Annotated in this window: 24 protein-coding genes; 11 read left to right on the forward strand and 13 right to left on the reverse strand. The window is 72.9% G+C overall.

The window, feature by feature from the left end; translation table 11 throughout:
- Positions 1 to 21: 21 nt before the first annotated feature.
- From LL648_RS16505 to LL648_RS16525, 5 genes are all read right to left on the reverse strand, one after another.
- Positions 22 to 870 (reverse strand): metallophosphoesterase family protein, encoded by an 849-nt coding sequence (locus LL648_RS16505; protein ID WP_232663453.1) that lies wholly within the window; start codon positions 868 to 870, stop codon positions 22 to 24.
- Between the two features lie 46 nt (positions 871 to 916).
- Positions 917 to 2,341: an SDR family NAD(P)-dependent oxidoreductase gene (locus LL648_RS16510; protein ID WP_232663454.1), complete on the reverse strand. Its 1,425-nt coding sequence runs from the start codon at positions 2,339 to 2,341 to the stop codon at positions 917 to 919.
- A 20-nt stretch (positions 2,342 to 2,361) separates the two neighbouring features.
- Positions 2,362 to 2,763, reverse strand: coding sequence for a DUF6319 family protein (locus tag LL648_RS16515; RefSeq protein WP_232663455.1), 402 nt, complete (start codon positions 2,761 to 2,763; stop codon positions 2,362 to 2,364).
- A gap of 136 nt (positions 2,764 to 2,899) precedes the next feature.
- The gene (gene hrpB, locus LL648_RS16520) at positions 2,900 to 5,341 is read right to left on the reverse strand and encodes an ATP-dependent helicase HrpB (protein WP_232663456.1); all 2,442 of its coding nucleotides are present in this window, start codon (positions 5,339 to 5,341) and stop codon (positions 2,900 to 2,902) included.
- 132 nt (positions 5,342 to 5,473) lie between these two features.
- Complete coding sequence (locus LL648_RS16525; RefSeq protein ID WP_232663457.1) at positions 5,474 to 6,070, reverse strand: TetR/AcrR family transcriptional regulator; 597 nt, start codon at positions 6,068 to 6,070, stop codon at positions 5,474 to 5,476.
- A gap of 110 nt (positions 6,071 to 6,180) precedes the next feature.
- On the opposite strand from LL648_RS16525, the gene LL648_RS16530 reads away from it, so the two are divergent.
- On the forward strand, positions 6,181 to 6,942 hold the full coding sequence (locus LL648_RS16530) for an SDR family oxidoreductase (protein WP_232663458.1): 762 nt from the start codon (positions 6,181 to 6,183) through the stop codon (positions 6,940 to 6,942).
- 13 nt (positions 6,943 to 6,955) lie between these two features.
- The gene (locus tag LL648_RS16535; RefSeq protein ID WP_232663459.1) at positions 6,956 to 8,173 is read left to right on the forward strand and encodes an acyl-CoA dehydrogenase family protein; all 1,218 of its coding nucleotides are present in this window, start codon (positions 6,956 to 6,958) and stop codon (positions 8,171 to 8,173) included.
- 93 nt (positions 8,174 to 8,266) lie between these two features.
- On the opposite strand, the gene LL648_RS16540 is transcribed toward LL648_RS16535, so the two are convergent.
- A complete protein-coding gene (locus LL648_RS16540; protein ID WP_232663460.1) occupies positions 8,267 to 9,196 on the reverse strand; it encodes a hypothetical protein in 930 nt (309 codons plus the stop codon).
- A 221-nt stretch (positions 9,197 to 9,417) separates the two neighbouring features.
- Between LL648_RS16540 and LL648_RS16545 the strand changes: the two genes are divergently transcribed.
- A complete protein-coding gene (locus LL648_RS16545; RefSeq protein WP_232663461.1) occupies positions 9,418 to 10,209 on the forward strand; it encodes an intradiol ring-cleavage dioxygenase in 792 nt (263 codons plus the stop codon).
- Positions 10,210 to 10,255: 46 nt separating this feature from the next.
- Here the strand turns inward: LL648_RS16545 and LL648_RS16550 are convergent, their stop codons facing one another.
- Genes LL648_RS16550 through LL648_RS16560 form a run of 3 tightly spaced genes read right to left on the reverse strand, consistent with a single transcriptional unit; the run spans position 10,256 to position 11,531 of the window.
- Positions 10,256 to 10,696: a VOC family protein gene (locus LL648_RS16550; protein WP_232663462.1), complete on the reverse strand. Its 441-nt coding sequence runs from the start codon at positions 10,694 to 10,696 to the stop codon at positions 10,256 to 10,258.
- Complete coding sequence (locus LL648_RS16555; RefSeq protein ID WP_232663463.1) at positions 10,693 to 11,199, reverse strand: SRPBCC family protein; 507 nt, start codon at positions 11,197 to 11,199, stop codon at positions 10,693 to 10,695. The genes LL648_RS16550 and LL648_RS16555 overlap by 4 nt, the downstream gene beginning before the upstream one ends.
- Positions 11,196 to 11,531 (reverse strand): ArsR/SmtB family transcription factor, encoded by a 336-nt coding sequence (locus LL648_RS16560; protein ID WP_232663464.1) that lies wholly within the window; start codon positions 11,529 to 11,531, stop codon positions 11,196 to 11,198. Before LL648_RS16560 ends, LL648_RS16555 begins: the two co-directional genes overlap by 4 nt.
- Before the next feature lie 86 nt (positions 11,532 to 11,617).
- Here LL648_RS16560 and LL648_RS16565 point away from each other — a divergent pair, with 86 nt between their 5' ends.
- From LL648_RS16565 to LL648_RS16575, 3 genes are all read left to right on the forward strand, one after another.
- Positions 11,618 to 12,232, forward strand: a complete 615-nt coding sequence (locus LL648_RS16565) for a dihydrofolate reductase family protein (protein WP_232663465.1) — start codon at positions 11,618 to 11,620, stop codon at positions 12,230 to 12,232.
- A 365-nt stretch (positions 12,233 to 12,597) separates the two neighbouring features.
- Complete coding sequence (locus LL648_RS16570; protein WP_232663466.1) at positions 12,598 to 13,656, forward strand: RNA polymerase subunit sigma-70; 1,059 nt, start codon at positions 12,598 to 12,600, stop codon at positions 13,654 to 13,656.
- A 60-nt stretch (positions 13,657 to 13,716) separates the two neighbouring features.
- Positions 13,717 to 15,243, forward strand: coding sequence for an MFS transporter (locus LL648_RS16575; protein ID WP_232663467.1), 1,527 nt, complete (start codon positions 13,717 to 13,719; stop codon positions 15,241 to 15,243).
- 116 nt (positions 15,244 to 15,359) lie between these two features.
- On the opposite strand, the gene LL648_RS16580 is transcribed toward LL648_RS16575, so the two are convergent.
- From LL648_RS16580 to LL648_RS16590, 3 genes are read right to left on the reverse strand one after another with little or no spacing between them, the layout of a single operon-like run.
- A complete protein-coding gene (locus LL648_RS16580) occupies positions 15,360 to 16,121 on the reverse strand; it encodes an AIM24 family protein (RefSeq protein WP_232663468.1) in 762 nt (253 codons plus the stop codon).
- Positions 16,118 to 16,771 (reverse strand): AIM24 family protein, encoded by a 654-nt coding sequence (locus LL648_RS16585; protein WP_232663469.1) that lies wholly within the window; start codon positions 16,769 to 16,771, stop codon positions 16,118 to 16,120. Before LL648_RS16585 ends, LL648_RS16580 begins: the two co-directional genes overlap by 4 nt.
- Positions 16,772 to 17,395: an AIM24 family protein gene (locus tag LL648_RS16590; protein WP_232663470.1), complete on the reverse strand. Its 624-nt coding sequence runs from the start codon at positions 17,393 to 17,395 to the stop codon at positions 16,772 to 16,774.
- Between the two features lie 123 nt (positions 17,396 to 17,518).
- Between LL648_RS16590 and LL648_RS16595 the strand changes: the two genes are divergently transcribed.
- A complete protein-coding gene (locus LL648_RS16595) occupies positions 17,519 to 18,637 on the forward strand; it encodes an aromatic ring-hydroxylating oxygenase subunit alpha (RefSeq protein ID WP_232663471.1) in 1,119 nt (372 codons plus the stop codon).
- A 100-nt stretch (positions 18,638 to 18,737) separates the two neighbouring features.
- On the opposite strand, the gene LL648_RS16600 is transcribed toward LL648_RS16595, so the two are convergent.
- Complete coding sequence (locus tag LL648_RS16600; protein WP_232663472.1) at positions 18,738 to 19,385, reverse strand: nitroreductase family protein; 648 nt, start codon at positions 19,383 to 19,385, stop codon at positions 18,738 to 18,740.
- Positions 19,386 to 19,528: 143 nt separating this feature from the next.
- On the opposite strand from LL648_RS16600, the gene LL648_RS16605 reads away from it, so the two are divergent.
- The 4 genes from LL648_RS16605 (at position 19,529) to LL648_RS16620 (ending at position 23,878) form a co-directional block, all read left to right on the forward strand.
- Complete coding sequence (locus LL648_RS16605) at positions 19,529 to 21,442, forward strand: elongation factor G (protein ID WP_232663473.1); 1,914 nt, start codon at positions 19,529 to 19,531, stop codon at positions 21,440 to 21,442.
- A complete protein-coding gene (locus LL648_RS16610; RefSeq protein WP_232663474.1) occupies positions 21,439 to 21,987 on the forward strand; it encodes a GNAT family N-acetyltransferase in 549 nt (182 codons plus the stop codon). Before LL648_RS16605 ends, LL648_RS16610 begins: the two co-directional genes overlap by 4 nt.
- Entirely contained in the window at positions 21,977 to 23,179 is a 1,203-nt protein-coding gene (locus tag LL648_RS16615; RefSeq protein WP_232663475.1) for a hypothetical protein, read from the forward strand. Before LL648_RS16610 ends, LL648_RS16615 begins: the two co-directional genes overlap by 11 nt.
- A gap of 267 nt (positions 23,180 to 23,446) precedes the next feature.
- Positions 23,447 to 23,878, forward strand: coding sequence for an ATP-binding protein (locus tag LL648_RS16620; protein WP_232663476.1), 432 nt, complete (start codon positions 23,447 to 23,449; stop codon positions 23,876 to 23,878).
- The last annotated feature ends 53 nt before the right edge of the window (positions 23,879 to 23,931 follow it).

Below are 23,931 nucleotides of genomic sequence, written 5' to 3' on the forward strand. Positions count from 1 at the left end.
GGCAAAACGGTGGGGAAGTTCCTATGCGGGGAGGGCGGCGCGGAGGCGCTCGATCACCGCGGCGGTGTCGGCGGGCGAGCTCTCCGTGTGCACGACGGCGTCGATCGGCACGCTGCTGGCCAGCACGCCGTCGCCGAACAGATCGATCCGGCTGACGGTGGGGGTGCCCAGCCCGCGCAGACCGCCGGCGGGGCCGAGGCCGTCGAGGGTCGTGGCGAGCGGGCCGCCGACCCAGACCGGCACGCCGCCCAGCACCCCCGAGCTGACGACGTGCGTGTGCCCGGCGATCACGATCCGCACGTCCGACCCGGCGATCACCTCGGCCAGCTCGGCGGGGTTGAGCAGCGGGATCACCTGCGAGAGCGGCACAGGTGTGGGCAGCGGGGGGTGGTGCAGCGCGAGCACCGTCCCGGCGGGCGCCGGCACGGCGAGCTCGGCGCGCAGCCATTCGAGCTGCTTCGGCTCGACCAGGCCGTAGCCGCGCTCCGGGACCGACGTGTCCAGAGCGATGATCCGCAGCCCGCCCGCGGTGACGGTGTGGTCGAACGGATCGTCGCTCGCCGGTGCGCCCAGCAGGTGGGTGCGCAGGTTCGCCCTGTTGTCGTGATTGCCGGCGACGAAGACCGCGGGGGCGCCGATGCGTGCCACCGCGGGGTCGACGACCGCGCGCAGCCGCTCGTACTCCTCGGGCAGGCCGCCCTCGGTGAGGTCGCCGGTGAACACGACCGCGCTGGGGGTGAGCCGGGATTCCTCGACGGCGTGCAAGGCTGCGGCCACGACGTCGGCGGTGTCGAATCCGTACCTCGCGCCGGCGCCGTGCGGCTCGACGTGCAGGTCGGTCAGCTGGATGACGGTATGCGTGGGATCCACACCCACGGATCCTGGTCGAAGGAGCGGCTCGGCACGAGCGGGTTCATCACCAGTTCGTCGGCGCGTAATCCTTGATGAAGCAACCGTGGATGTCCTCGCCCGCCTCGCCGCGCACGATCGGGTCGTAGACGCGCGCGGCACCGTCGACGAGGTCGAGCGGCGCGTGGAAGCCCTCGTCGGCGAGGCGCAGCTTGGTCGGGTGCGGGCGCTCGTCGGTGATCCAGCCGGTGTCGACGGCGGTCATCAGGATCCCGTCGGACTCCAGCATCTCGGCCGAGCTGGTGCGTGTGAGCATGTTCAGCGCGGCCTTCGCCATGTTCGTATGGGGGTGGCCCGGCCCCTTGTACGCGCGGCTGAACTGGCCCTCCATCGCCGAGACGTTCACGACGTACTTGCGCCGCGCCGGCGCCGCCGCCATCGCCGGGCGCAGGCGGCTGATCAGGATGAACGGCGCCGTCTGGTTGCACAGCTGCACCTCGAGCAGCTCCAGCGGGTCGACCTCCTCGACGCGCTGGGTCCAGCTGTTCACCGCGGCGGTGTCGGGCAGCAGCCCGCCGGCGTCGATCGCGGTGCCGGCCGCGATCCGTTCCGGCGACGCACTGCGTGCGGTGAGGGCCAGCTCGGTGAGCGCGTGCGGCGCGGTGTGCTCGGCGAGGCTGCCGGCCAGCGCGGCCGGGTGGGCGTCGCTGATGTGGTCGAACGTGACGACGTCGGGCAGCTCACCCGGCGGCAGCGGCGCCCGCTCGGCCTCGACCAGCGGCGCGTAGGCGCCGGGGGAGCGGCGCACCGTCTGTGCGGCGTTGTTGATCAGGATGTCGAGCGGGCCCTGCTTCGCGACGTCGTCGGCGAGCGCGGCGACCTGGGCGGGGTCACGCAGGTCGATGCCGATTACCCGCAGCCGGTGCAGCCACTCGGCGGAATCCTCCATCGCGGCGAACCGGCGCACGGCGTCGTTCGGGAAGCGGGTGGTGATCGTCGTGTGTGCGCCGTCGCGCAACAGCCGCAGCGCGATGTACATCCCGATCTTCGCCCGGCCGCCGGTCAGCAGCGCGCGCCGGCCGGTGAGGTCGGTGCGGGCGTCGCGCTTCGAGCGGTTGAACGCCGCGCACGGCGGGCAGAGCTGGTGGTACCAGGCGTCGACGACGGTGTAGCGGTTCTTGCACGTGTAGCAGGCGCGGGAGCGCAGCAGGGTGCCCGCCGTCGCACCGGCCGCCGTCGAGACCAGCGGGAGACCCTGCGTCTCGTCGTCGATCCGGCCCGGCGCTCCGGTCGCGGTGGCTGCCGTGACGGCCTCGTCGGCGGCCGAGACGGCAGCCCGCTTCTCTGAGCGGCGGCGCAGCTTGACCGACTTGTAGATCCCGGCTGTCGCGCGGCGCACCGCCACGGCATCGGGATGCTCGACGGGCAGCGCGTCGACCGCAGCCAGGACCTTCAGGCAGGTACGGAGGTCATCGGGGTCGATCGCGGTCACCCGCAAAGGGTACGTATGCGCTATCCGTCGATCTCGGCGAGTGCCTTGCGCGCCTGCTCCAGCTCGGCCTCGAGCGCGGCGACCTTCGCCGCGCGGTGCTCGCGGGCTGCGCCGATGACGGCGTCGATCGGCTCGGCGATCTCCACCGAGAGCTCCTGCGCCGCACGGGAGACCGCGGTGGCCGAGACGGGAAGCCCGCGGGTCAGCCACGAGCTGCCCTGCTTCAGCTCCGCCTGCCAGTCGCCGTCGGCGGTGCCGCTGACCGTGAGCGTCAGCTCGACGGTGCGGGTGGTCTTGGCGGTCGAGCCCTTCGGGCGGCCGCGGCGCTTGGGAGCGTCTGCCGATGCGTCGGCGGGTGCCTCGGCGGGTGCCTCGTCGGCCTCGGCGGGGGCTGCGGCGGTGGGGGAGCTTTCGGTGTCCACGCGCGGAAGGATAGAACACGCGTTCGACTGGGGTGCGGCGGGGTGAGGTCAGGAAAGCCACTTTCATGCAACGTGGTTGCAGGAAGTGGCTTTCCTGACCCTCCCCGAGCGGTGCGGACGGCGTGCGGTCGTCCCGTCAGCGCCCGGGCCGGCGGGTGGGGGTCGCCGTGAGCGGGTCCTCCGGCCACGAGTGCTTCGGGTAGCGCCCGCGCAGCTCGGCGCGCACCTGCGGGTAGCCGCCGGTCCAGAACGACGCGAGGTCGCCCGTCACCGCGGCCGGCCGGCCCGCGGGGGAGAGCAGGTGCAGCACCACCGGCACCCGCCCGCCGGCGACGGTCGGCGTTGCGGTCCACCCGAGCACCTCCTGCAGGCGGACGGCGAGCACGGGCTGGTCGCCGCCGTAGTCCAGCGCGATCCGCGAGCCGGAGGGGACCTGGACGCGCTCGGGCGCCAGCTCGTCGAGCGAGCCGGCGAGCTGCCACGGCAGCACCGCGCGCAGGACGTCCCCGGCCTCGACGCGGGCCAGGTCGGCGCGCCGCCGGGCCGCGGCGAGCTGCGGGGTCCACCAGCGGTCGGGGTCGGCGAGCAGGGCGTCGTCGGAGACGTCCGGCCACGGCTCGCCGAGCACGCGGTGCAGCAGCGCCATCCGGGTGCGGACCGAGCGCGCGCGATCGGTCCAGCGGAGCAGCCCGAGGCCCTCGGTGCGCAGCCCGGTGAGCAGCGCCGCCCGCACGGCGGCCGGGTCGGGGCGGGCGAGCGGGCGCTCGTCGAGCACGATCGCGCCGAGCCGCCTGACGTGCCGCGCGACGACGTCGCCGCGTTCCCAGCCCACCTCGTCGGCCTCCGCGAGCATCGCGGGTGCCGCTTCGATCGCCAGGTCGGCGTCGGCGGCCGCGGCGAGTCGCACCGTCCCGTTCTGCGCGCCGGGCCGGCGGTCGGCGACGGCCACCGCCAGCCACTCCTGCGCCCCGAGCGGCCCACCGGCGACCAGCTCGACGCCGGTGCCGCCGGCCATCAGGAACACCGGCGCGTCCCCGGCGCGGCGGCGGGCCAGCCGTTCCGGATGGGCGAGCGCGACGACCAGCGCGCTCGCCGACCCGTCGCGTTGCCTGCGGTCGGGCGCCGCGACGAGCCGCGTCAACCGGCTCACCTCCGCCTTCCAGCGGCCCGCGCCCGGCGCCGACCCCGCGCGCAGCGCGCGCAAGGCGGCGTCGACCTCGACGTCGGAGGTGAGCGTGTCGTCGTCGAGCAGCGCGACGACCTCGGCGGCGGTCCGCGCGCCGACCCGCTCCGAGCCGTCCAGCAGCGCCCTCGCCAGCCTCGGGTGCAGGCCGAGGCCGGCCATCCGACGCCCGCGCGGCGTGATCGTCCCCCCGTCCGTGCGGTCGAGCGCGCCGAGCGCGGCCAGCACCTGCTGCCCCGCCCGCAGCGGCCCGTCCGGTGGCGGATCCCACCAGGTCAAGCCGCTGCCGTCGGGGGTGCCCCAGTCGGCGAGGTCGAGCGCGAGCCGGGTCAGGTCGGCCGTGCGGATCTCCGGCTCGGGGTAGCGCGGCAGCAGCTCGCCCGCCGGCCAGCAACGGAAGGCGGCGCCCGGTGCCTCGCGGCCCGCGCGTCCCGCGCGCTGGTCGGCGACGGCGGCCGAGACCCGCACGGTCGCCAGCCCGGCCAGCCCGCGGCGGTGGTCGACCCGCGGCACCCTGGCCAGTCCGGCGTCGACGACCGCGCGCACACCCGGCACGGTCAGGCTCGACTCCGCGACCGCCGTCGCGAGCACCACCCGCGGCCGCCCGCCGGCCTGGAACACGCGGTCCTGCTGGGCCGCCGGCATGCGGCCGTGCAGGGTCAGGACGTCCGCGTCGATCCCGTCGAGCGCGGTTGCGGTGCGCCGGATCTCGGCGGCGCCGGGGAGGAACGCCAGCACGTCACCGGAGCTCAGGGCGGTGCGCACCGCTCGCGCGACGCACGCCTCGATCCGCTCGCCCCGCGCCGGCGGGACGTGCCGGACGTCGACGGGGAACGTGCGCGCGGCCAGCTCGATCACGGGCGCACCGCCGAGCAGCTCGCCGAGCCGTCCGACGTCGACGGTCGCGGACGTCGCGAGCAGCCGCAGGTCGGGCCGGATGCCGTCGCGCGCGTCGAGCAGGAGCGCGAGCAGCAGGTCGGCGTCGAGGTGCCGCTCGTGGCACTCGTCGAGCATGACGGTGGCGGTGCCGGCGAGCTCGGGATCGGCCATCAGCCGCCGCACGAGCAGGCCAGACGTCACCACCTCGATGCGGGTGCGGGCCGAGACCGCGCGGTCGCCGCGCACGGAGAAGCCCACCGTCCGCCCGACGTCCTCGCCGAGCAGCGCGGCCATCCGCCGGGCCGCGGCCCGCGCCGCGAGCCGGCGCGGCTCCGCGACCAGCACCTTCCCCTCGGCCGCCCCCTCGGTCGCGGCGGCGAGCGCCAGCGGGACCAGCGTCGTCTTCCCGGTGCCGGGCGGTGCGGCGAGCACGAGCGTGCCGTGCTCGGCGAGCGCGCCGACGATGTCGTCCAGCGCGGCCCGCACCGGCAGGTCGGGAAGATCGGGAAGGCGCATCGCCGCCCAGTCTCGCAGCCGACCCTGCAACGTGTGCGCCCCGCACACGTTGCCAGGAAAGCCACTTTCCTGTCCTGTGGCGCCAGGAAAGCCACTTTCCTGGCACCCCCCGGCGCCCCGCCCGGCTGGGGCCTAGCCCGCCCCGACCATGCGCAACGCGAAGGCGCAGTAGTGCTCCGCGATCTCGTCCGGTTGCCACGCGCCGTCGTCGCGGTACCAGCGGGCGATGTCGATGCCGAGCGAGAGGAGCGCGGTGGCGGTGAGGTTGATGTTGTCGGTGCGGAACGCGCCGCTCGCCACGCCGGCCCTGATCACCGCGCGCACCTCGTCGTCGATCGCCCGGCGGATCGCCTGGATATCGGTGAGGTGCTCGGGGGCCAGCGCGGCGAGGTCGTAGTTGACGATCCGGGCGCTCGTGTGGCCCTGCGCGTGCGACACGATGAACCCGCGGACCATGCCGGTGAGCTGCTGCACCGGGTCGTCCGACGCCGCCGCGGCCGCCTTGAGCTGGGCGAGCGTTCGTTCGTGCCCGTCGCGGGAGATCTGGTAGAGCAGCTCCTCCTTGGAGCGGTAGTGCACGTAGAGCGCGGCGGGGGACATGCCGGCCGCGACGGAGATGTCGCGGGTCGTCGTGCCGTGGAAGCCCTTCGCGGCGAACGCGGTGACCGCGGCAGCCAGCAGGCGTTCGCGGGCGGCGGCGGGTCGCGCGGTGGCCTCGGTGTTCTGCATCACAAGCGGTCCTCACGACGACGGGCGGTCTTGACGAGCGGATCGTCCGCGGCAACTCTAAGCGAGCGCTTAGTCATTGGCGACTGTTTCATCGGCAAGGAGGCTGCAGGGTGGGTTCCAGGTTCGACGGAAAGGTCGCGGTGGTGACCGGGGCCAGCCGCGGTATCGGGCTCGGCATCGCCGAACGGCTCGTCGCCGACGGCGCCAAGGTCGTGATCACCGCGCGGAAGCCGGAGCCGCTCGCCGAGGCCGTCGCGGCGCTCGGCGGCCCGGAGCACGCGCTCGGCATCGCCGGCAAGGGCGACGACGTCGAGCACCAGAGCGACGCCGTCAAGCAGGCCGTCGAGACGTTCGGCAGCCTCGACATGCTGGTCAACAACACCGGGATCAACCCCGTCTACGGGCCGATGATCGAGATGGATCTCGGGGCCGCGCGCAAGATCGTGGAGGTGAACGCGATCTCGGCGCTGTCCTGGGCGCAGCAGGCCCATCGCGCCTGGATGGGCGAGCACGGCGGCGCGATCGTCAACGTCTCCTCGGTCGCCGCGCTCAAGCCGTCGCCCGGGATCGGGATGTACGGCGCGAGCAAGGCGATGATGGCCCACATCACCACGGAGCTCGCGGTCGAGCTGGGTCCGTCGATCCGCGTGAACGCCGTCGCCCCCGCCGTCGTCAAGACCCGCTTCGCGACCGCCCTCTACGAGGGCAAGGAGGACGCGGTGGCCGCCGCGTACCCGCTGAAGCGGCTCGGTGTGCCCGAGGACGTCGCCGGGGTCGTCGCGTTCCTGCTCTCGCCGGACGCCGCGTGGCTGACCGGCCAGATGATCGTCGTCGACGGCGGCCGCACGCTCGTCACCAACCCGGATTCGTGAAGGAGTAGCCGCGATGGACTTCGCCCCCGACGCCACGACCGAGGAGTACCGCAGCAAGGTCCTCGCCCTGATGGACGAGGTGATCTACCCGGCCGAGCCGGTGTTCGCCGAGCAGCAGGCCGCCGGGGACGACCCCTGGGCGTGGTCGACGCGGCCCGTCGTCGGCGAGATCCGCGCCGAGGCGCGCCGCCGCGGCCTGTGGAACCTGTTCCTGCCCGGCGAGAACGGCGCGGGCCTCACCAACCTCCAGTACGCCCCGCTCGCCGAGATCAGCGGGCGCAGCATCCACCTCGCGCCGGCCGCGATGAACTGCGCGGCCCCCGACACCGGCAACATGGAGGTGCTCGACCAGTTCGGCAGCGAGCAGCAGCGCAAGGACTGGCTGGAGCCGCTGCTCGCCGGCGACATCCGCTCGGCGTTCGCGATGACCGAGCCCGACGTCGCGTCGTCCGACGCCACCAACATCAGCACCCGGATCGTGCGCGACGGCGACGAGTACGTGATCAACGGCCGCAAGTGGTGGATCACCGGCGCGCTCAACCCGAACGCCGCGGTCTTCATCGTGATGGGCAAGACAGATCCCGAGGCGCCCCGCCACCAGCAGCAGAGCATGATCCTCGTCCCGCGGGACACCCCGGGGCTGGAGATCAAGCGCGGGATGCACGTCTTCGGCTACGACGACAGCGACCACGGCGGGCACGCCGAGCTGGCGTTCCACGACGTCCGGGTGCCGGTGGAGAACCTGATCGGCAACGAGGGCGACGGGTTCGCCATCGCGCAGGCCCGGCTCGGTCCCGGCCGCATCCACCACTGCATGCGCTCCATCGGGATCGCCGAGCGTGCCATCGAGCTGATGTGCCGGCGGGCGAGCGAGCGGGTCGCGTTCGGCAAGCCGCTCGCCGAGCAGGGGGTGATCCGCGACTGGATCGCCGAGTCGCGGGTGCGGGTGGAGCAGCTGCGGCTGCTCGTGCTCAAGACCGCGTGGCTGATGGACACCGTCGGCAACAAGGGCGCCCACGGCGAGATCCAGGCGATCAAGATCGCGACGCCGGCCACCGTCGAGTGGATCGTCGACAAGGCCATCCAGGTGCACGGCGCCGGCGGGCTCAGCCAGGACTTCCCGCTCGCCAACTGGTTCGCCGGGATCCGGACGCTGCGCTTCGCCGACGGCCCGGACGAGGTGCACAAGAACGCCCTCGCCCGCGCGGAGCTGCGCCGCCAGACCCAGTAGCCCAAATCTCCCCACCGTTTTGTGCACCTGCGCGCCCCACAGGCGCGCAAGTGCACAAAACGGTGGGGAAGTTCGGGTGCTGGCGCGTGCCGGTCAGTCGTCGGCGAGCTCGTCGTAGCGCGCGCGGGCCCGGGCCGCCCTGGTCGACGCCGCGCCCGCCGCCCTGGCCGACTCCTTGGCCGCGCTCGCGGCGGCCCGGGCGGCCGCGGCGGCCTCGCGCTCGCGTTCGCGCGCCCTCTCCAGCTCGGCGGTGAGGTCGGCGACCTGCGCCTTCGCGGCGGTGTGCGCCGAGTCGGTGTCCTCGCGCTTCGCCTCGTCCCGCTCCTGCTGCTCGGTGGCGGCGGACTCCTCGCGCTCCGCCTCGTCGAGCGCCTTCTTGCGGGCGGCGCGCTCGCGGGCACGTTCCTCGCGCCGGCGCTCGTCGTCGGACTCGTCGGCGGTCTCCGCCGGGGCCGGGTCCGCGGCGGGGCCCGACCGCGTCGGAGTCGTGGCGCGCGGCGCCGGCATCGGGACGGCGTCGGGGTCGCTCGCCGGGCCGAACCCGCTGTACGCGACGGTCCTGGTCATCCGGCCCGATTGCACCTCGGCGGCCACGTTCGGGTCGGCGAGCGCGGCCTCCAGGATCCCCTGCAGCTCACGCAGCACCGACTCCGCGGCCGAGTCACCTGCCTCGTGCGCGAGCCGGCCGCCCTCCCGGGCCATGGCCGCGACCAGCCGGTTGCGCTGCGACGACAGCGCCCGCAGCGCCCCGCCGTCCAGCGTGCGCTGCGCGTCGGCGAGGTCGCCGGCCAGTGAGATCAACGCGGCGAGCTGCTCGCTGCGCTTGCGGGCGAGCAGGTTCGCGAGCCACGCGGCCTTCGTCGGCCTGCGCAACCGCGCGATCGCCTTCGCGAGGTCCTTGTCGCCCTGCTCCTTGGCCTGCGCGACGGCGTCGTCGCGAGCGGGCACGAACTCGTCGGGACGCACCTCGTAGAGGTGATCGGCGACGTCGTCGAGCCCGCTGGTGCTCCCGGTTTCCGCCACAGCCCGGACCTTAGTGTTTGACATGAGCTTGACAACTGTCCGACACAAGCCGGCAAACGGGGTTACGCTTGAGTAGCACGGGCAGGCGGTAACCCCCTCACCGCAGCGCTCGTGCACCGGCGGCCGTTCTTCCACCCCCCTCGAAGAACGGCCGCCGCTCCAATCGCGGCGCACAGCCAACTCATAGCCCGCACACAGCTTCGGCCGGCACTGTGACTGGCATGAACCCGCAGGATGAGCACCCCGACCACGACGGCGGCTTGCGCGTCGACCTGCCCCGCCTGCTCGGGCGCCGCCGGATGCTGGCGCTGCTCACGGGCGCCGGGCTGGCGGCCGTCGCCGGCTGCGCCTCGGCAGGCACGCCGGCGCAATCCACAGCTGCGGGGTCGGCCGGCGAGATCCCGCAAGAGACGGCAGGTCCGTTCCCCGGCGACGGCTCGAACGGGCCGAACGTGCTCACCGAGAGCGGTGTGGTCCGCAGCGACATCCGGTCGAGCTTCGGCGCCCTGTCCGGTACGGCGGCCGGTGTGCCGTTGACCATCGAGCTGCTGCTCGTCGATGCCGCGAACGGCGGCGCCCCGCTGCCGGGTGCCGCGCTGTACCTGTGGCACTGCGATCGCGACGGCCGCTACTCCCTCTACGAGGCCGAGGACCAGAACTACCTGCGTGGCGTGCAGCAGGCCGACGCGACAGGGCTGGTCAGGTTCACGAGCGTCTTCCCCGGCGCGTACGCGGGCCGCTGGCCGCACGCGCACTTCGAGGTCTACCCGGACCTCGCCACCGCGACGTCGGGGTCGACGGCGATCACCACCTCGCAGCTCGCGCTGCCGAAGGACGTCTGCGACCAGGTCTACGCCACCGACGGGTACTCCGCGAGCGTCTCGAACCTCGCCAGGTCGTCGCTCGACTCGGACAACGTCTTCAGCGACGGGTACACGAGCCAGCTCGCCGCCGTGACGGGCAGCGTCGCCGACGGGCTCACCGCACGCCTGACCGTGCCCGTGGCGAGTTGACTGCACCAAGATCGGCACCTGACGACGGTCATGCCACGTCCGCGGGTCAACGCCAGGGCATGTGCTGGAGGCACCAGGTATTGCCGTCGGGGTCGGCGAAGTACGCGTAGAACACTCCCCCCAGGTCCTCGACCTCGCTGATCTCGACGCCGCGCTCGACGAGTTCGGCGCGGGACGCCTCGATGTCGGCGACCACCAGGTGTAGACCGCGCAGTGTTCCCGGAGGCATGTCGAGGGTGGGGAGACCTTCGGCGAGGGTGATCGAGCATGCCGAACCGGGTGGGGTGAGTTGGACGATGCGGATACCGGGCTTCGGGTTGATGTCGACATCGGGGCGGAACCCGAGCTGGTCCTGGTAGAAGGCTTTGGCCCGTTCGATGTCGGTGACCGGCACCGGCACCAGCTCGAGCAACAGCGTGCCGGGCGGCACGGGTGGGTTGCCGGAATCCTTGGGGATCTCGTTGGCGGGGCTGGCTGTGTCGGTCATGGATGGCGCCTTTCGTGGATGAGGGTGGCGAGCAGGGCGGCAAGACGGTCGTATCCCTCGCCGGCGCCGCGTTCCATCGGGCTGCGCACGACGGCGTCGCGGATCTCGGACGAGGAATATCGCGCCGTGACGGTCATGGCGGTGTGTCCGTCGGTCTCGTCCAGAACGGTGGTGACCAGTGCCTCACCGTCGGCCCAGTCACGGTGGATCTCGGTCTGTACGAGGCGCACCGGCGGTACGACCTCGCGGAACAGCCCATGGAGTTCCATCTCGGCGCCGGCCGGGCCGGTGGAGACGAACCGCCAGGCACCGCCGGGGCGCGGGTCGACCTCGCAGACGGTGAGCCGCCAGCCGCGTGCGCCGTGCCAGCGGCGGAGCAGTTCCGGTTGAGTGAGCGCGGCGAAGACCAGCGGCGCGGGAGCGGCGAATGTGCGGGTGAGGACGAGGTCGGTGGTCCCGGACGCGACGACCCGCAGCCCGAGGCCGGGGTGTGGAGATGTCACGCTTCGCCGTCCTGCAGGTCGCCCAGCAGGGCATCCAATCGCTGGTAGCTCGCTTCCCAGTACTCGCGGTAGTCGGCCAGCCAGTCCGTGGCCGTCCTCAGTGGTTCGGCCACCAGCCGGCACGGCCGGCGTTGCGCGTCGCGGCTGCGACTGACCAGGCCGGCTCGCTCAAGCACTCGCAGGTGTTTGGAGACGGCCGGCTGGCTCATCGCGAACGGCGTGGCCAGCTCGGTGACCGTGGCATCACCGGCCGCGAGCCGGGCCAGGATGGCCCGCCGGGTGGGGTCGGCCAGTGCCGCGAAGGTCGTGTCCAGCGTGTCGCTTGCAACCATGTCGATAACCTTCCGGTTCGATAACCAGATGGTTTTATATGTGTTAGAGTCCCGGTTGTCAAGATCGCGAACGCGCTGGGGGCACCATGGGAAAGGTCTTCACGCAGGCGTCCGTCTCGCTGGACGGGTATATCTCCGGGCCCGGTCAGACGGGGTTCGACCGGCTGTTCGCATGGTGCACGGCCGGCACCGTCGCCACCCCCACGGCTGATCCGGACCGGCTGACCTACCGCACCTCCGAGGCGACCGCCCGGTACCTGCGTGAGCTGCAAGAGCGAATCGGGGCCTGTGTCGTCGGCCGCAACCTGTTCGACCTCACTGCGGGTTGGAACGGGCGGCACCCGAGCGGCGTGCCGGTGTTCGTCGTCACCCACCGTCCACCGCCGGCCGGCTGGGAGGCAACTACGACGTCGTTCACGTTCGTCAATGACGGCGTTGAGAATGCGATCGCGCAGGCCCGTGAGGTGGCAGGCGATCGTGACATCGGTGTCGGCCCCGGCGGGACCGTGGCCGAGGCGCTGAGTGCTGGCCTGCTCGACGAGCTGCGGATGGACGTCGTGCCTGTGGTTCTCGGTGCCGGTACGCCCATGCTGACCGGGCTTGGCGACACCGCGCCGATCGGCTTCGAGCCGGCGGAGATCATCGAGGGGATCGGCGTGACTCACCTGATCTACCGCCGCGCGACGCAGAACCTCGGGTGACCCGGACACCGCCCAAGGACACGCTCCCATGCTGCTGTCAGCGCGTCCTCGACGCTCGGCCGCAAGCTGTCGACCTGCGCTGAGGCACAGCGGTCGGTGTGTCGAGTTGGCTGGTGCAGACAAGGCGGCCTGAAACACCGGTGACATCGGCGTGAAACGGGCCTCGGGCAGCGTTGCACCCGTTCGACCGGCACGACCCGACCGAGGAACGGTGGCGTGGGGCTCACACCGCCTCCTCGGGCGCTGGGCCGCCGGACGGGCCGGGGCCCGACTCCCCGCCCGTCCGGCGGGTCGAACCGCCGTGCCCGCCCGCCGAGATGCACCTTTCGTCCGAGTCGGCATCCCCGGGTTGGCATGATGGCGGCGTGGGCGTCGTCGATGACCGGTCGGCCGATCTCGCCGCGGTCGAGGCCGCGCGAGCCGGCGACGCTGCGGCGTTCGCGGGTCTCGTCGAGCCGCACCGGGGTGAGCTGCGGGTCCACTGCTACCGGATGCTCGGCTCCTTCGACGAGGCGGAGGACCTCGTCCAGGAGACGTTCCTGCTGGCCTGGCGCGGTTTCGCCGGGTTCACCGCGACCGGGCGCTGGTCGGTGCGCGCCTGGCTCTACCGGATCGCCACGAACGCCTGTCTGAACGTGTTGACCCGCACGCCGCGGCGGGTGCTGCCGGCGCAGCTCGGCCCGGCCGGCGACCCGCACCTCCCGTTGCGCCCGCCCGTCGACCACCCGTGGCTGCAGCCGTTCCCCGACCAGATGCTTCCCGAGATCCCTTCGGCCGATGCCGGCCCCGAGGCGACCGCCGTCAGCAGGGAGACGATCGAGCTGGCGTTCCTCGCGTCGATCCAGCTGCTGCCGCCGCGGCAGCGGGCCGCGCTGATCCTGCGCGACGTGCTGGGCTGGCCGGCCCGCGATGTCGCCGCGGCGATCGAGCAGAGCGTCGCCTCGGTGAACAGCGCGCTGCAGCGGGCCCGCGCCACCCTCCAGGAGCACCTGCCGCAGCGGCGGATCGAGTGGGGCCCGGTCAGCGAGCCGACCGACGAGGAACGCCAGGTGCTGAGCCGCTACATGGCCGCGCACGAGAACTCCGACGCCGCGGAGCTCGCGCGCGTGCTCAGCGCGGACGTCCGCGGTTCGATGCCACCGCACGTCACCTGGTTCGAGGGGCGCGCGGCCGTGCTCGTCGCCTCGAGGAAGGGCTTCGATCCGGCGTCGCCGCAGTACACGGGCCGGCTGCGGACGGTCGCAACGCGCGCCAACGGCCAGCCCGCCGCGGCCTGCTATGCGTGGGACGAGGCCGCGGGCGAGTTCCGCGCGTTCTCCCTCGATGTGCTGCGGGTGATCGACGGCGAGATCACCGAGATCGTCAGCTTCGGCCCCGACCGCTTCCCGTCGTTCGACCTGCCGGTGGTCGCGCCCGACCGATGAGTTCCGCGGGCCATCCGTGTTCCAGGAGTACGTACCCGGAAGACGGTGGAGGAGATCGACGTGACCTCGCAGAAGACCCCGCAAGAGACCCGGGCCGCCGGCCGGCGGGAGTGGATCGGGCTGGCGGTGCTCGCGCTGCCGACGTTCCTCGTCTCGATCGACGTGTTCGTGCTGCTGCTGGCGTTGCCGCAGATCAGCGCCGACCTCGGCGCGTCGGCCACGCAGCAGCTCTGGATCACCGACGCCTACGGCTTCCTGCTGGCCGGCTGCATGATCACGATGGGCACGCTCGGCGACCGCATCGGACGGCGCAAGCTGTTGCTGATCGGCGCGGCCGCTTTCGGCGCGGTCTCCGTGCTGGCCGCGTTCTCGGTGAGCGCGGAGATGCTGATCGTCGCGCGGGCGCTGCTGGGGATTGCCGGGGCGACGCTCATGCCCTCGACGCTGGCGCTGATCAGCACGATGTTCCCCGATCCCCGGCAGCGCGGGACGGCGATCAGCATCTGGATGGTCTGCTTCATGGGCGGTGCCGCGGTCGGGCCGATGATCGGCGGGCTCGTGCTCGACGCGCTGTGGTGGGGTGCGGTGTTCCTGCTCGGCGTGCCGGCCATGGCGGTGTTGCTGGTGGCGGGGCCGCTGGTGCTGCCGGAGTTCCGCGACGCCGGCCGGCCGGGGCGGCTCGACCTGCCCAGCGCGGCGCTCTCGATCGTCGCGATCCTGCTGGTCGTGCACGGCCTCAAGGAGACGGCCGCGCACGGCTGGGCACCGCTGCCCGCCCTGACGCTCGTCGCCGGGATCGCCGTGGCCGTCCTGTTCGTCCGCCGGCAGCGCAGGGTGCCCGACCCGCTGCTCGACCTGGCGCTCTTCCGCGACCGCACGTTCAGCGTGGCGCTGGGCACGATGCTGGTGGGCACGCTGGCGACGGGCGCGATGATGCTCTTCGTCACCCAGCACCTCCAGCTCGTGCTCGGGTTGTCCGCGCTGGTCGCGGCGCTGTGGATGGTGCCGGCGATGCTGGCGTCGATCATCGGCAGCCTGGTGTCGCCCGGGCTCGCCGCCCGGTTCCGTCCGGCGTGGGTGATCGGCGGCGGCCTCGTCGTGTGCGTCGCGGGCCTGTTGACGCTCGCGGCGACCGGCGCGCAGCTCGCACCGCTCGTGATCGGGTTCTCGCTCATCACGCTCGGCGCCGGCCCGCTCGCAGCACTGGGCACCGACCTGATCATCGGCGCCGCGCCGCAGGAGAAGGCGGGCTCGGCCGCGTCGCTCTCGGAGGTCAGCGGCGAGTTCGGCTACGCCATGGGCATCGCGACGATCGGCAGCATCGGCGCGCTGGTCTACAGCAGCCGGATCCCCGCCGGGGTGCCGGCAGGGGCGGCCGAGAGCCTGGCCGGCGCGACCGGTGTTGCGGCGGGTCTGCCCGCCGGGGCCGGCCGGACGCTGCTCGCCGCCGCCCGCGATGCGTACCTCGCGGGGATGCACACCGCGGCGCTCGTCGCGGCAGCAGCCCTCGCGGTGGTCGCCGTGGCCACGACGGCGCTGCTGCGGGGAGCTGCTCCAGCTGTCACAGAAGCCGATGACGTGCGATGATGAACCGGCCGACGGAGAGACGTACCGGCTGTACGTTCTTCCTCACGTGCATCGGACCGTGCTGATCATCCGGCCCGTTTTCGGGGATCGTGCAAAGGCACGTTCCCCTGCACGGTTCACCGTTGCTGCTGCGCCAGCAGCGACTGGATCCGTTGCTGCAGCTGCGTCAGCCCACCCGTGTTCAGCGACCCGACCTGCGACTCGAGCTGCCGCAGGAGGTGCGGGTCGGTCACGGAGTTCTCGCTCGACTGCAGCAGCACGGTGCCGGCGCCGGTGAAGTCGAACTGGCGCTCCTCGCCGGAGTTGGAGCCGAAGAACCCCATCGCCGCACCCAGGAAGTTCTCCATCCAGTTGGCGTCGAAGTGGTGCGAGGGCGACGGGCAGTCGGCCCACCCGACGAGCGCCTCCGGATCGACCCGGATCGGCGGCTCGGCGAAGATCACCGGGCCGGAGCTGGACGCCAGGAACTTCCCGGTGCCGATGAGCGTGAGGAACCCGGGGACGATCGACTGCTTTAGCTCCAGCGTCGAGTCGAACGCCAGCAGGTTCGCAGCCCGCAGCGTCAGGTTGCCCTCGTCCAGGTCGTAGCTGTTGATGTCGTAGCCGCGGTCGCCGAGGATCAGGTGCCCGGCGCCGCTCGCGACCACCCAGTCGCGCGTGTAGAGCGGTGCGGAGAACCGGCTGGCGACGAACCCGCCGAGGCTCCCGATGGTGAGCGGCTCGAACTTGATGCCCTGCCCGTGCGGCGCCGGGTAGTAGGCGATCATCCGCCCGGTCTGCATGAACAGCTGGCCTTCCAGCCGCACGCAGTAGGCGTAGTGGTTGCCCGGGATGTTGTCGTTGTCCGGGAGCGTCTGCGGGTTCAGTGGCTGCGTCATATCTTCTGCTCCGAGGCCTGGACGTACACGGTGCCGCTGCCGGTGAGCTTGAGCTGGATGGCTTCGCCGGACCCGCGCCCGACGGCGTCGCGCCAGCCGACGTTCGCGGAGATGTCGACGTTCACCTGCCCGACGTGCGCGACGTAGGCCTGCGGGTCGACTGCCACCGGCTGCGGCCCACCGACCGGCAGCGCGATGGTGCCGCCGTGGGAGATCACGGCCGCGCTCCCGTAGCCGTGCAGCTGCGTGGTGAACAGGCCCTGCCCGGTCACGGCGCCCCGCACGGCGCCGCGCAGGCCGCCCTGCGAGCCGAGGAAGACGATGGCCGACTGCAGCCCGGCGTCGTGCGCGACCAGCCGGTCGGCCTCCACCGAGAGCGGCCCCGACCCGTCGACGTCGATGATCGTTACGTAGAGGCCGCGGTAGCCGTAGTAGACCTTGCCGGTGCCGTGCGCGGCCATCATCTGCACCTGCTCGCCGGCCATCATCCGCCCGGCCATACCGCCGATGCCGCCCTGGCCGGTGTGCACGGGGGAGAAGTTGACGGCGCCGGTGTAGGCGAGCATCGCGCCGCGGCGCGCGAGGATCTCGCGGCCCTGACCGACCGGCGCGGCCACAACCTTCGCGTTGACCTGCTCGAACGTGCCCACTCAGCGCTCCTCGGGCTGGATGTAGACCACACCGTTGCCGTCGAAGCGCAACGAGAACGCCTCACCGGAGCTCTCGCCGATGAGGTTGCGCCACGACACGTCGGTGACGAACGTCTGGTTGAGCTGCCCCTGGCTGGCGATGAACGCGTCGGGGTCGACGACCAGCGGGAACTGCGGTGAGACCTGCAGCGCGATGGGCGGGCCGCCCGCGGAGAGCAGCGCGACGTCGCCCTGACCGGTGACGGTCGTGGTGAACAGGCCCTGCCCGGAGGTCGCGCCGCGCAGCCCGGCGAAGGCGACGTCGGTGCGCAGCTTGTCCGAGAGCGCGAGCAGCTGCTCCGACTCGACCTTCAAGGTCTCGCCGTTGAGCTGGATGAGGAGGATCTCCATCGCGTCCTTGGCGAACCACACCGTGCCGTTGCCGGTGCACTGCATGAGCGAGACCGACTCACCCGTCGCTCGCCGCTTCAGCGCCGCCTTGAGCCCGTCACCGCCACCCATCCCGGCGTTCTTGAACTTGACGTCGCCCGCGTAGGCGATCATGGACCCGGTGGCGGCCCGAACCGCGTTGTTCTGGAGGTCGATCTCCAGCACGCGCGAGCCGTTGAGTCGGAACCCCTGCATGCCGGGATCATGGCACAGGCCTTTCGGGTGGGATCCCCGCGTCGAACCGGTTGCTCCGTTCGGCTCCCGTCGCAGGTCGGGCTCGCCTACTGTCGGGAGTCGGGCGCGGGGGAGAGGGTGGGGATGACGCAGCTGGCGGACGACCGGTCGGTGATCCAGCAGGTTCTCGACCACATCGACGGCGGGACGACCGACCTCGCCGCGGGATCGTGGCGCGAACCCGTCGAGCACTACCGCTCGCCGGAACGGCTCGAGCTGGAACTGGAGCGGGTGCTGCGGCGCACGCCGACCCCCTTCTGCCCGTCCGCCGCGCTCGCCGAGCCCGGCGCGTACATCGCGCGGGAGGCGGCGGGGGTGCCGCTGCTCGTGGTCCGTGCTCGCGACGGTGTGGTGCGCGCGTTCCGCAACGCCTGCCGGCACCGCGGTGTACAGCTCGCCGAAGGTTCGGGCTGCGCGACGGCGTTCGTCTGCCCGTACCACGGCTGGGTCTACGGGCAGGACGGCGCGCTGCGCCACATCCCCGACGCCGCCGGCTTCCCGGACGTGGACCCGGCGACCCGCGGTCTCGTGCCGGTGCGCGCCGAAGAACGCCACGGCCTGGTGTTCGTCACGCAGGACGGGCCGGCCGAGGCGAGCCCCGAGCTCGACGTCCTGGCCGGCGTGCTCACCCCTGACCTGCGGCTGCACAGCGCCACGATCACCGACGTCGCGGCCAACTGGAAGATCTTCATGGACGGCTTCCTGGAGGGCTACCACCTGCGGGCCACCCACAAGCAGACGTTCTACCCGCTGCAGTTCGACAACCTGAACGTCGTCGAGCACTTCGGCCGCAACACCCGCATCGTCTTCCCGTACCGCCGGATCGAGAAGCAGCGCGCGCTGCCGCCGGCGGACCGCTCGCCCGCGGGCTCGCTCACCTACGTCTACCACCTGTTCCCGAACGCCGTGGTCGCGACGTTCCCGGTGAGCGTCTCGCTGATCATCAACGAGCCGGTCGGGGTCGACCGCACGCGGGTGCACAACTACATCCTCACGACGCTCGACGTGGACGACCCCGAGGCGACCGCCGCCCTCAAGCGCGGGGTCGACCTGCAGGTCGACGGGCTATCGGAGGACCTGGCCATGGCCCACTCCATCCAACGCGGCCTGGCGTCCGGCGCCAACGAGCACTTCGAGTTCGGCCGGTACGAGGGTGCGCTCACGCACTTCCACCGCGGGCTGGCGCAAGTCATCGACGGCTGACGAGTCCCGGGGCGAGGGCAGCAAAGCCACTTTCCGGCCCTCACAGGGCAGGAAAGTGGCTTTCCTGCCCTTCCCAGGGGCCCGCGGGGAGCGCACTCCGCTACGAACTGATGGCCTGCCCCCACCGGTCCAGGTACGCGATCTCCTCGACGGGCGTCCGCGGCGCCGGCTTGAAGTCCGGCACCGTCGTGTACGCGACGGGCAGCAGCCCGACCTGCGTCACGCCGTCGGGGATCCCGAGGATCTCGGCGACCTCCGTCTCGTGGCCGAGGTGGTAGCTGGTGAGTGTCGACCCGAGCCCGCGGGAGCGCAGCGCCAGCTGGAAGCTCCACACGGCCGGGAAGATGCCGCCGTAGAAGACGGACGTCTCCGCGTTCCCGCCCTCGGGCCGGCCCTGCGCGCACGGGATGACGAGCACCGGCACCTTCTCGATCACGTCGATGAGGTGCTGCCCGGAACGCACCATCCGCGCCACCGGCCCTGACTTCGCCGCCTCACCCGCCGCCTCGATGCCGGCCTGGATGTAGGCGTTGCCGACGGCGCGGAAGTACGCGCCGATCTTGTTCTTGGTCTCCTGGTCGCGGACGACCAGCCACCGCCACGACTGCGCCCCGCCGGGTGTCGGCGCCTGGATCGCGAGCCGGAGGCATTCGAGCAGGACCTCGTCCTCGACCGGGCGTTCCAGGTCGAGCTTCAGGCGGACGGAGCGGGTGGTGCTCAGCAGGTGGTCGGTCGAGGTCGTGTCCATGACGACAGTCTGCATATATCCGATTGCGCCGCGTGCGAGGGTGTGACGGACCGGTCGTGCAATGACAGGAGACCCAGCGATGCGTCAGGCATGCGGAGTGACCCAGCTCCCTGTCGGTTCCCATCGCGAAGGTCCCTACCTGCATGCCCACACTCACCATCGGCGTGCTCGCCCACGTCGACGCCGGTAAGACCAGCCTCACCGAGCGGCTGCTGTTCGACTTCGGCGCCATCACGACGCTCGGCAGTGTCGACGCCGGCAGCACCCGCACCGACACCGGCGCCATCGAACGCCGTCGCGGCATCACCATCCGATCCGCCGTCGCGTCCCTCACCGTCGGCGACCTCGACGTCACGCTGATCGACACGCCGGGCCACTCCGACTTCGCCGCCGAGGTGGAGCGCGCGCTCGGCGTGCTCGACGCGGCCGTGCTCGTCGTCTCGGCCGTCGAGGGCGTCCAGGCGCGGACCCGCGTGCTGATGCGGGCGCTGCGTCGCGCCGACGTCCCGTGCGTGATCTTCCTCAACAAGATCGACAGATCGGGCGCGCGGCCCGACCGGGTGCTCGCCGACATCCGCCGCCTGATCGCCCCGCACGCCATCGCGCTCAACGCGGCCGTCGACGCGGGCACCCCCGCGGCGCGCACGCGCGGCCTGCCGGTGCCGGACGCCGTCGAGGTGCTCGCCGAGCACGACGACACCGTGCTGCGGCGGCTCGTCGACGGCCCGCCGATGCGACCCGACGAGATCCGCGACGCCGTCGAGCGCCAGTTCGGCGCGGCCAGGATCCAGCCGGTGGTGGCCGGCTCGGCGCTGACCGGGCAGGGCGTCGAGGACCTCGGCGCCGCGCTGCGGCTGCTCCGCGGGATCGCGGTGCGGGCGGGGGAGCGGGTCGACGAGCCCGCGGCCGGCACCGTGTTCGCGCTGGACCGGGCGGCGGGCGGGGCGCGCACGGCCCACGTGCGGCTGTTCGCCGGCAGGCTGCGCGCCCGCGAGCGCGTCACGCTGCACCGCGTCGAGCTCGACGGCCCGCGCAGCGTCAGCGGCCGGATCACCGGGATCGCCGTCGCCGGCTCCGGCGCGAGCGTGCTCACCGCCGGGAACATCGCGGCCGTCACCGGGCTGCCGGCCCGGGTCGGCGACCGGATCGGGCAGCCACCCGCCCGCGTGCTCACGCCGGTCACCACGCCGAGCATGGAGACGGTCGTGCGGCCCGCGCGCCCGGAGGACACCAGCCGTCTGCACACGGCGCTGATGGCGCTCTCCGAGCAGGACCCGCTGATCCACACCGCGCCCGCTCCAGGCGGGGGCACCAGCGTGCGGCTGCACGGCGAGGTGCAGCGGGAGGTCATCGCGGAGATGCTCCGCTCGGAGCACGGCGTCGACGCGGTGTTCGAGCCGCTCGGTGTCGTCTACCTGGAGCGGCTCGCCGGAACAGGCGCCGCGGCGCAGGAGCTCGACACGGAGGCGCGGCCGGTGCTGTGGGCCGAGCTCGGGTTCCGGGTCGAGCCCGCGCCTGCGGGCTCCGGGGTCGGCTACCGGCTGGAGGTCGAGCTCGGTGGGCTGCCGCTGGCGTTCCACCGGGCGATCGAGGAGTCGGTGCGCAAGACGCTGGCCGAGGGCGGTGTGCACGGCTGGCCGGTCGTCGACTGCGTCGTGACCGTGACTGCGACCCGCTTCTTCCCACCGGTCACGGCCGCGGGCGACTTCCGCGCGCTGGCCCACCAGGTGCTGCTGCGCGCGCTCGCGGACGCAGGCACCCGCGTGCACGAGCCGTGCCACGACGTCGAGGTCGAGGTGCCGCCCGACACCGTCGGGCCGGTCACCGCGCTCCTGCTCGGTGCGGAGGGAGCGGTTCGGGAGACACGACAGGGGCGGGAGTACTGGACGATCTCCGCCGAGCTGCCCGTCCGCCGCGCACATGAGGTGCAGCAGCAGATCGCGGGGTTGACCAGGGGTGAAGGGGCGTGGTCGGCCCGGCCCGGCGGCGACCGCCTGGTGAGCGGCCGGCCACCCCGCCGCGACCGGCACGCGGGCACTGGAAGGATCACGACATGACCGAGTTGCGCATCGCGCACACGGCCGACCTCGACGCCGCGACGCTGGCCGCGGCGCGCGCTCTGCTCGACGTCGCGTTCGGGGGCGGCTTCGGCGATGACGACTGGGACCACTCGCTCGGCGGCGTGCACGTACTGGTCCGGGAGGCCGACGAGCTGGTCGGGCACGCCTGCGTGGTGCAGCGGCAGCTCCTGCACCGCGACGGGGACGGCGGGTGGCGCCCGGTGCGGGCGGGGTACGTCGAGGGCGTCGGGGTGCATCCAGCACACCGCGGGCGCGGACACGCCGGGGCGATGATGGCGGAGCTGGAGCGGGTCATCCGCGCGGCGTACGACGTGGGCGCGCTCAGCGCGAGCGAGCAGGCCGCGCCGCTCTACGCCGGGCGCGGATGGGTGCTGTGGCAGGGGCCGTCCGCGGTGCTGGCGCCGGACGGCATGCGGCGCACCCCCGAGGACGACGGCGCCATCTACGTGCTGCCGTGCGCGGTTCCACTTGCGGTCGAGGGCGAGCTGGCCTGCGACTTCCGCGGCGGCGATGTCTGGTAGCGCGGCAGGCACCGCGCTCGCCGAGGGCAGCCGGCCGGTTCGGCCGCGCGGCCCGGTGCGGGTCGTGGCGGCCGCGGTCGGCACCGTCCTGCTGGTCGCCATGATCTTCTGGGCGCGGATGCTCGCAGGCGGGGACGGCGTCCTGTGGCCGTTGCTGGTGGGCGTCGTGACGGCCGGCTGGATCGTCGCTGCTGCGGTGGGTCGCTCGTCCGCCGGACGTACGGTGCTGGCCGCGCTGGTGGCCGCGCTCCTCGCGCCGATCCTGGTGCTGGCCGGCGGGTTCGGCTGGCTGGCGGTGGAGGGCAGCGGAGGGCCCGGTGCTGCGACCCGCGGCGGCGACGCGTTGTGGATGGGGCACGCCTGGGTCGACGGCAGGCGCGGCCCGGCCGACGTCGACGCGCTCGCCGCGTTGGTCCGCGAGACCGGCATCCGCGACCTCTACGTCCACGCCGGGCCCTTCGCCGACGACGGCACGCTCGACCCCACACTGCGCCCATCGGCGCGGTGGCTCGTCGAGGCCGTGCACGCGGCGGCCCCCGGGGTGCGGGTGCAGGCGTGGCTCGGCAACGTCGTCGCCGACGACCGCCTGCGCCTGGACGACCCCGCCACCCGCGCGCGGGTGCTGCAGGGCGTTCGCGCGGTGCTGGCCGACGGATTCGACGGCGTGCACTACGACTTCGAGCCGGTCGCGAGCGGGAACGCGGCGTACCTGGAGCTGCTGACCGCCACCCGTGCCGTGACCAGGGCGAGCGGTGCGATCCTCTCGGCGGCGGTCAACCAGGTCGAGATGGTGGCCGGGATGCACCTGCCGGGGCAGCTCGCGTTCGGCCGCCCGCACTGGTGGTCGTTCGACTACTTCGCGGCCGTCGCACGTGAGGTCGACCAGGTCGCGATGATGTCCTACGACACCGGCGTCCCCTTCGAGATCGCCTACAGCGGGTACGTCGCCGTCCAGACCCGGCTCGCGACGCAGGCCGTGCCGGACGGCGTCGAGCTGCTCATGGGCGTGCCGGCCTTCCGCGACGGCGTCATGCACACCGGGGCCGAGACGGTCGCCGCCGCCGTGCGCGGGATCAGGGTGGGGCTGGGCGCCGCCCCGGACCGTCCGGTCGGGGCCGCGGTCTACGTCGACTTCGACGCGACGGAGGCCGACTGGGCGCAGTACCGGAGCGGCTGGGCCGAGGCGGGCTGACGCCGCGGGGGCGCCACCACAGGTCGGCGACGCGGCAGACCGGGTGGCCCCGGGGGAGGGCAGGAAAGCCACTTTCCGGCCCTCACAGGGCAGGAAAGTGGCTTTCCTGCCCTTGCGTGCGAAACGCACGCGACCTGCGCGAGCGTGGGTCGCCGACCTCCCACCCGCGGCGCCGCGACCAGCGGCGACCGTTCGTCGACGGCGAACGAACGTCTCCGCGCGGTGGGCGGGGTTTGGGTCGGGGGCCTCGCGTGGAACGTCAAAAGCATGGATGCGATCGGCCACGTCGAGTTCGTCCACCGCAGCTGGCCGGCCGATGCGGAGCAGCTGTCGGTGATCCGCCATCAACTGGCCAGATGGCTCGAACCGCTGCAGCTGACCGAGGAGGAGACGGCCGACGTCGTGCTCGCCGTCGACGAGGCGGCCGCCAACGCGGTGAGCCACGCCTACCGCGGCAACCGCCCGGACGGGCCCGCGACGGTGGAGCTCACCTTGTGGACGGAGCCGGGGACGCTCTCGATCGAGGTCGTCGACCACGGCCACTGGCGCCCGCCGGCGCCGGATCCGGAGACCGGCGGTCGGGGAATCCCGCTCATGAGCACGATCTCCGAGTCGGTGCTCATCCGCTTCGACGAGCGCGGCAGCAGGGTGCTGCTCCGCCATCGGATCCCGGATCCCGCACCTGGTCAAATGGCGTAACCATCGGTACGTCCCGCTCGTTGCGTCGCCATGGGCTGGCGGCGTGGGTGGCT

The organism is Pseudonocardia sp. TRM90224 (assembly GCF_021245725.1).
In the GTDB taxonomy this organism is placed as follows: domain Bacteria; phylum Actinomycetota; class Actinomycetes; order Mycobacteriales; family Pseudonocardiaceae; genus Pseudonocardia.

Coding starts and splice junctions, on each gene's coding strand:
- LL648_RS16580 (WP_232663468.1), bottom strand. CDS start 16,121: ATGACGCAGCCACTGAACCCGCAGACGCTCCCGGACAACGACAACATC.
- LL648_RS16590 (WP_232663470.1), bottom strand. CDS start 17,395: ATGCAGGGGTTCCGACTCAACGGCTCGCGCGTGCTGGAGATCGACCTC.
- LL648_RS16565 (WP_232663465.1), top strand. CDS start 11,618: ATGGGAAAGGTCTTCACGCAGGCGTCCGTCTCGCTGGACGGGTATATC.
- LL648_RS16525 (WP_232663457.1), bottom strand. CDS start 6,070: ATGCAGAACACCGAGGCCACCGCGCGACCCGCCGCCGCCCGCGAACGC.
- LL648_RS16545 (WP_232663461.1), top strand. CDS start 9,418: ATGAACCCGCAGGATGAGCACCCCGACCACGACGGCGGCTTGCGCGTC.
- LL648_RS16550 (WP_232663462.1), bottom strand. CDS start 10,696: ATGACCGACACAGCCAGCCCCGCCAACGAGATCCCCAAGGATTCCGGC.
- LL648_RS16610 (WP_232663474.1), top strand. CDS start 21,439: ATGACCGAGTTGCGCATCGCGCACACGGCCGACCTCGACGCCGCGACG.
- LL648_RS16560 (WP_232663464.1), bottom strand. CDS start 11,531: ATGGTTGCAAGCGACACGCTGGACACGACCTTCGCGGCACTGGCCGAC.
- LL648_RS16605 (WP_232663473.1), top strand. CDS start 19,529: ATGCCCACACTCACCATCGGCGTGCTCGCCCACGTCGACGCCGGTAAG.
- LL648_RS16620 (WP_232663476.1), top strand. CDS start 23,447: ATGGATGCGATCGGCCACGTCGAGTTCGTCCACCGCAGCTGGCCGGCC.
- LL648_RS16535 (WP_232663459.1), top strand. CDS start 6,956: ATGGACTTCGCCCCCGACGCCACGACCGAGGAGTACCGCAGCAAGGTC.
- LL648_RS16595 (WP_232663471.1), top strand. CDS start 17,519: ATGACGCAGCTGGCGGACGACCGGTCGGTGATCCAGCAGGTTCTCGAC.
- LL648_RS16615 (WP_232663475.1), top strand. CDS start 21,977: ATGTCTGGTAGCGCGGCAGGCACCGCGCTCGCCGAGGGCAGCCGGCCG.
- hrpB (WP_232663456.1), bottom strand. CDS start 5,341: ATGCGCCTTCCCGATCTTCCCGACCTGCCGGTGCGGGCCGCGCTGGAC.
- LL648_RS16600 (WP_232663472.1), bottom strand. CDS start 19,385: ATGGACACGACCTCGACCGACCACCTGCTGAGCACCACCCGCTCCGTC.